A 6,100-nucleotide genomic window follows, 5' to 3' on the forward strand; every position below is an offset into this window, starting at 1 on the left:
GAATGGAATGCAGTCCGACTTACGCACGCTCTCACCTGATCAGCGTCACTGTGCCTTTCTCATAATAGCGTTGCTGATCAAGGCCGGTGGCCCGCACAACAAAAACATACACTCCTTCCGGCTGGAGGATGCCATCAACAGTTCCATCCCACCCTTCCCGGATGTTGCGGGTGTACCAAAGTTCTTCTCCCCAGCGGTTGTAAATGGTGAAATGAAATACATCCGGGTCAGTAGCTCCTGTGGCTTCCTGGAGGAAAATGCCGGCAACTCGGAACGTTTCATTCTTATCGTCTCCATTAGGACTGAATGCCGTTGGAATGTGCAATCTGGACGGCAACATATTGCAGGCTATATTGGAAATGCTTGGTTGATCCGTCACATTTTCTATGGCGATAATGCGAAAACAGCTTTCGGTGGCAAACATTTCCACGTCTGTACTGGAATAGGAGGTATCAGATGCGGGGAGGCTGGCAATAAGCCGGAAACTTCCATCGTCCTGCTGTTTTTGGACGAGATAGCGATTCACCCCATGTTTAAAATCGCGATAGGCCTGCCAGTTCAGAAAGAACCTGTCACTGATCACCTGCAGCTTTAAAAATATGGAAGTTCCGGGATTGCTTTCGGGACTTTTCTCATGGCAAACGTGCTCCATAAATACTTTGTAGAGATAAGGCTCCTCGTGTACCAGTGCCTGTTCATCCATAAAAAAGGTATCGGTGGTGGTGGCATATTCCTGCTCCCAGCCTGCCTGCGGAGCATAGCGATCAATAACATAACGTTGCAGGTTCGCATCTTCTCCCCGCTCCCACTGCGTTAGCGTATTTTCATCATTATGCACAGTAGTTCTGTAAAGCAGCAGCGGTGTGGTGTGCATCAGGTAATCAGGGATAGTGCAACTGCGGTTGCTGCGCGATTCGTAACCCTGTGGATTCCGGGCTACCACATAATAGCAATATTCGAGATTGCAAAGGCCGGTATCTGTGTAGCTCAACTGCGTGGGATCCACCGTTGCGATCTGGGCGAACTCAGCTCCGTCTGACCGGAATATGTCATACTCCAGCACCTGCGTCCAGCCCTGGTAAGGAGTCCAATCCAGGATTATTTCCCGTTCTGCACCTTTCCGGGTTTGAAGCCAGATCGTGCAATGCTCCTGGTCCAGCAACGATTTTGTGAGGCAGTTTATCTGCACCTGAAGATCGTAACATTGACTTCCGTCCTGCGGCTGTGGTACTGTGTCGGTTAGCTGTGTTATTGTTTCCTGCTGAATTGTATCAAAAATCACAAATCCCGTTGGTTCCTGCCGGTGGACCAGGTAATGCTTAAAGCCACGGATATTGTCATTGTTCCATTCCAGTTCTACCTCATTGTCCGCATTTACCGTTACGAATTTTAACCCGCTATATGCCAGAGGTGCTGTGTCTACCACTTCCACATAATTAAATATCTGCGTATCCCGGCAGCCGTTGATATCTTCCACAATTAACGAAGTGGAATAAAAACCGGGTGACTGGTACACATAGAATGGATTCGTTTGCGAAGATGTATCAGCGGTGCGGCTGGTATCTCCAAAGTCCCACCACCGCTTTATCAGGGGAGCCGGTCCGGAGGAAAGATCATAAAAGTATACTTCTGCCAGGAAGCAAACCACGGTGGTATCAAAATCCATTTTCGCTTCCGGATTTTCATATACGGTAATCAATTGCGGAATGAGCATCGTATCCAAGCAACCGTAAGGACTCTCTGCCACCAGTTTTACGGAATAGACTCCTGCATCAAATGAATATTCAGGGTTTTCAGTGGTATCATCTGTAATTCCATCATTGTTAAAATCCCAGTAAAATTTGGATGCAAACGAAGATGTACTGGTAAACTGAATTTGGAAAGGCTCACATCCCTGCGTGTCAGATATCCGGAACGCTGCAACCGGCTCCTTATATACTACGATGCTGTCATCCGGTGTGAATTGCCGGATACATCCTTTATTATCCGTGGCAATAACCGTAGGCCGGTAAATGGTGAGGGTGTCATTAGGACGTGCCATATAAGTATGGCCCGAAACCCTATTGCTGCTGAGCGGAGAATTGTCACCATAGTCAAAGAGAAAACTTAGTACGCTTTCATTAGCATCCACAAACTGCACTTCCAGAGGTTCACAACCTGTGTTGTTGAGATAAGTGAATTTCAAAAATGGTCCGATAATATTGACGAACTGCGGTTTTACCATTGTATCATAGCAGCCGTTGATGCTTTTAGCTATCAGGGTAACATCATAAAAATTATTCAGCGAATCGGCATTTTGCAGGTCATAAAGGTTGCTTGCTATTTTCTGAATAGACACCAGCCTTTGTCCATCTCCAAAATCCCAGAAAAAACTGTCAGCATTCAGGGCCGAAATTTCAAAATCAATGAATGCAGGAGAGCACTGCCCTGCCGTATCAGGCGTTGAAAAATCTGCGGCAAAGTGATCTATATCTATCCCTTTGGTTGTTGTATCTGCGCAACCAAAGGTATCCGTGGCAATGAGCGATATCTGAAAAGTGCCATCATCGGTCGCATAAAATTCCGGATCTGAAGCCGTGTCAGAAGGCAGGAAGTAGCCCTGCGATCGCGAACTGAACCATTTATATGATTTGGCATTTACGGAAGAAGTATTTGAGAGCGCCACTTTTTCATGCAAACATCCGCGCACCGGAGCATCAAAATCTGCTACTACGCCTGCGCATAAAAAGTCTTTCCGGAAGTCGGTAAAGCTGCAACCGCCAGCATTGGTTACTTTCAGTTCCACATCATAGCAGCCTTTGGAAGCTATATTCACGGTGGTATTTTCTGCGGTGGAGCTGCTATAGGTAAGCGGTGAATTATTGGAAGGCCGGATCCAGTTGACGGTTACATTTCCTGCATCTCCGGAAATATTATGGTTGGTGACGTTGCCTTGTAGTGCAGTGCTGAAGGGCGGACAGCCACCTGTGTCATTGGCGGTGATGTTTGTGCTGATGCCATTTACCTGGATATAACTATTCCGGATCACCGTGTCAGCACACGCGCCACCTGCCTGGGCTATAAGTTTGACAGAATAAATTCCCGGATCCGGGAATGTGACTTTGGGAGAAGCTGCTGTCGTATTCAGCAGCACATTACCTGTGGCCGTTTCGGTGATGGTCCAATTGACAGAAGCCGATATCCCAGTCGTGTTGATGATCCTGATGCGGGTATTTCTTCCGTTGCAGAGCACGGTATCATCTGCTTCAAAGTTTACCTGAAGATGGTCAACCGTAACCACGGAGTGTACTTTTACTGAATCGCTGCATCCATCCTGATTGGTGATAGCCAGGCTGACATCATAATCACCCACAGAAGAATAAGAAAGCGAAGGCCTCGCGGCACTTGAAGTGCTGAGCAGGGTAACGCCATCCAAATCATAAAATCTCCAGGAATAGACGGTGAGGCCATCCTGGCAGGTAGAATCTGTTTTCGTAGAAAAAACGACTTGCTGACCGGGGCAAACAATTTTTGGAGAGGCTGCAACAGTGGCCTTCAAAGGCTCCAACCGGATAAAACCTTTTTTCTTGTTTGATTTCACACAACCATTTCCATCACTTACAGTGAGTTCCACATCATGCTTTCCTGACTGGGTGTAATTGAAGGAAGGATTGCGCTGATTTGAGGAACCTGCTGCACTGCCGGAGCCATTATAAAAAGTCCATGCATAAGAGGGCGTGCCCGGCCCGGAATAACTTGTATTTCCAGAGTTGAAATTCACATTCAGCGGCACTTTGCATCCACAGGTTTTGTCGGCCGTGAAATTGGGCGCAAGATTAACTACCTGCACGGTATCCACAGCATCCGAGATGCAGCCGTTATCATTATATTTGAGCCGTACCGTTTTTTTTCCGGCATCTTCATAAGACACAATTTGCGAATCGGCCTCAGATGCACCATCCACAGTCGCTCCTGCTAATATCCAGGAAAAGTTGTCCGGATCCAGGCTGTTGATGGCCGTTTGCGCTGTAAATTTGGTTTCCGTACAGACATAGTGCGAGCTGAGTTGTAACGATAAACTGTGCTTCGTTCCGCTATTTATCAATGAATCTTCCTTAAGATGATAGCTGCATCCCACAGCAGTGGTGATTTCCAACTTCACATCATAACTGCCCGGAGAAGAATATGCGATACCGGACGGAGCAGCATTTGCGGAAGTTCCCGGAATGGCTCCATCGAACGTCCATAAAATGGAAGACACGGATTGTGGAGGTGCTGCCGTAAAGCTAAAGTTAACGCTATCCCCTGCGCAAAAGGCTGTTGGAGAAGCTTGGATATTCAATTCAGGAGCCTTCACAACAAGTATAGAATCTAGGGAATTCAATGCCTCGCAGCCATTGCTGTCTACCACCTTTAGATTGATCCGAAAATATCCTTCCTTTCCAAATACATGATTAATGGTAGCTGATGTATCAGGATAATATTGGCTGCCAATGCTCCATGAATGCTGCATCGCAATGGGCGTATTATTACTGATGGAAAGGGTATCATCCAGATCGCATACCGTGAGAGAGGAAACATTTATGGGTGGATTGCTGGCAGGAGCGCCAATGGTAATGAAATTACCTTTGATGACGCTGCATGTCTGGCTGCCATTCATCACGAGCAGCTCCACATCGAAGGTGCCGGTTTTGTTAGAGATCCAGAACAGAGTATCTACGGTTAATGAAGTGTCTCCGTCTATCACCCAATTCACCTGACTTCCGGATGGCAAATTTTCCGGGTAGAAATAAATGGCATCGAACAGACAGGCGCGCTGCTTCGAAGCCGTAAAATCCAATCCCGGACACTGTGCCGAAACCACGGCTGCATGAAGGGTCAAATAAAGTGCGGCTAAAACTGCAAAAAAGAAACGTCCACCAACTCCAGACATAGCACTGTACTTAAGTTATAAAAAGGACACAAACACTCCCGTTTGTGCCAAAATCCCATTTTCTCCCCGTCCCAAAATTAACATCTTTTATGGCATTTTGATATTAAAACGATGCCTTAACAAAAACAAAATCTGAGAACCGAGCATCAGGCTCTCAGCAACATGGTTTTTTACCTTTGCAAACCTTTCAGCACAATCTAAATTAATATGAAATGGAATTTTTAGAAAAGAATTTAATTGCGGTGGCTGACCTGCTCCGCGTGTATGGCTTAAGGATCATTATCGCGCTTTTAGTTCTGGTGGCGGGCCTCTGGATAATTAAAGGCATCAGAAGAGTTACGGGCAAAGTCCTTCACAAGCGAAATGTTGACATCTCATTGCATCCATTTCTGCTGACGCTGGTATCAGTTGGTTTAAAGGTGCTGCTCTTCATTTCCGTTGCCGCTATGATTGGTATAGAGACCACCTCATTTATTGCTGTGATCGGTGCCGCAGGCCTGGCCGTGGGGCTGGCCTTGCAAGGCAGCCTTGCAAATTTTGCTGGAGGTGTGCTGATTCTATTGTTAAAGCCCTTTCGGGTAGGAGATTTTATTGATGGTGCTGGCAAAAGCGGGACAGTTCAGGAAATCCTGATCTTTTATACCATATTGAAATCACCGGATAACAGGACCATCATTGTTCCCAATGGAAAGCTTTCCAATGACGTTATCACCAATTTTTCAGTAGAAGCAAACAGGCGGCTGGACCTCACCTTCGGGATCGGATATGGCGATGATATTCCTAAAGCGAAGGAAGTGATCCGTCAAATTATCACTGCAGATGAACGCATATTGACGGCCCCTGAACCGGTGATCGTGGTTTCTGAGCTGGGCGACAGTGCCGTAAATATCACGATCAAGGTGTGGGTGGAGCGGGGTGAATACTGGCCACTCAACTATGACCTTCAGGAAAACGTGAAATTAGCGTTTGATAAGGATAAAATTTCCATACCTTTCCCGCAGCGCGATATTCACATGTATACCAGCAACGGAGATGGCAGTTCAGGAAAAAATTAAACGGGAATTCTTCAGGCATACTAATATGGTTATACGCGTTCGCCTCAGAAAATCCGAAACTTTTATTTCATATAAAAGTTATAGGTATAGGCGCTTAGGTAGCAATATGTTATTTTTGCTCCATGTTAAAGAG

2 protein-coding genes are annotated in these 6,100 nt (G+C 46.3%); one reads left to right on the forward strand and one right to left on the reverse strand.

Annotated features, from left to right (window positions below; translation table 11 throughout):
- Positions 1-31: 31 nt before the first annotated feature.
- Positions 32-4,912, reverse strand: a complete 4,881-nt coding sequence (locus tag WD077_11975; protein MEX0967950.1) for a PKD domain-containing protein — start codon at positions 4,910-4,912, stop codon at positions 32-34.
- Positions 4,913-5,124: 212 nt separating this feature from the next.
- On the opposite strand from WD077_11975, the gene WD077_11980 reads away from it, so the two are divergent.
- On the forward strand, positions 5,125-5,967 hold the full coding sequence (locus WD077_11980) for a mechanosensitive ion channel domain-containing protein (protein MEX0967951.1): 843 nt from the start codon (positions 5,125-5,127) through the stop codon (positions 5,965-5,967).
- The last annotated feature ends 133 nt before the right edge of the window (positions 5,968-6,100 follow it).

This window comes from Bacteroidia bacterium (genome assembly GCA_040880525.1).
GTDB lineage: Bacteria > Bacteroidota > Bacteroidia > CAILMK01 > JBBDIG01 > JBBDIG01.

Excerpts from the sequence above, each read along its gene's own strand:
- WD077_11975 (MEX0967950.1), bottom strand. The coding sequence starts at position 4,912 with ATGTCTGGAGTTGGTGGACGTTTCTTTTTTGCAGTTTTAGCCGCACTT.
- WD077_11980 (MEX0967951.1), top strand. The coding sequence starts at position 5,125 with ATGGAATTTTTAGAAAAGAATTTAATTGCGGTGGCTGACCTGCTCCGC.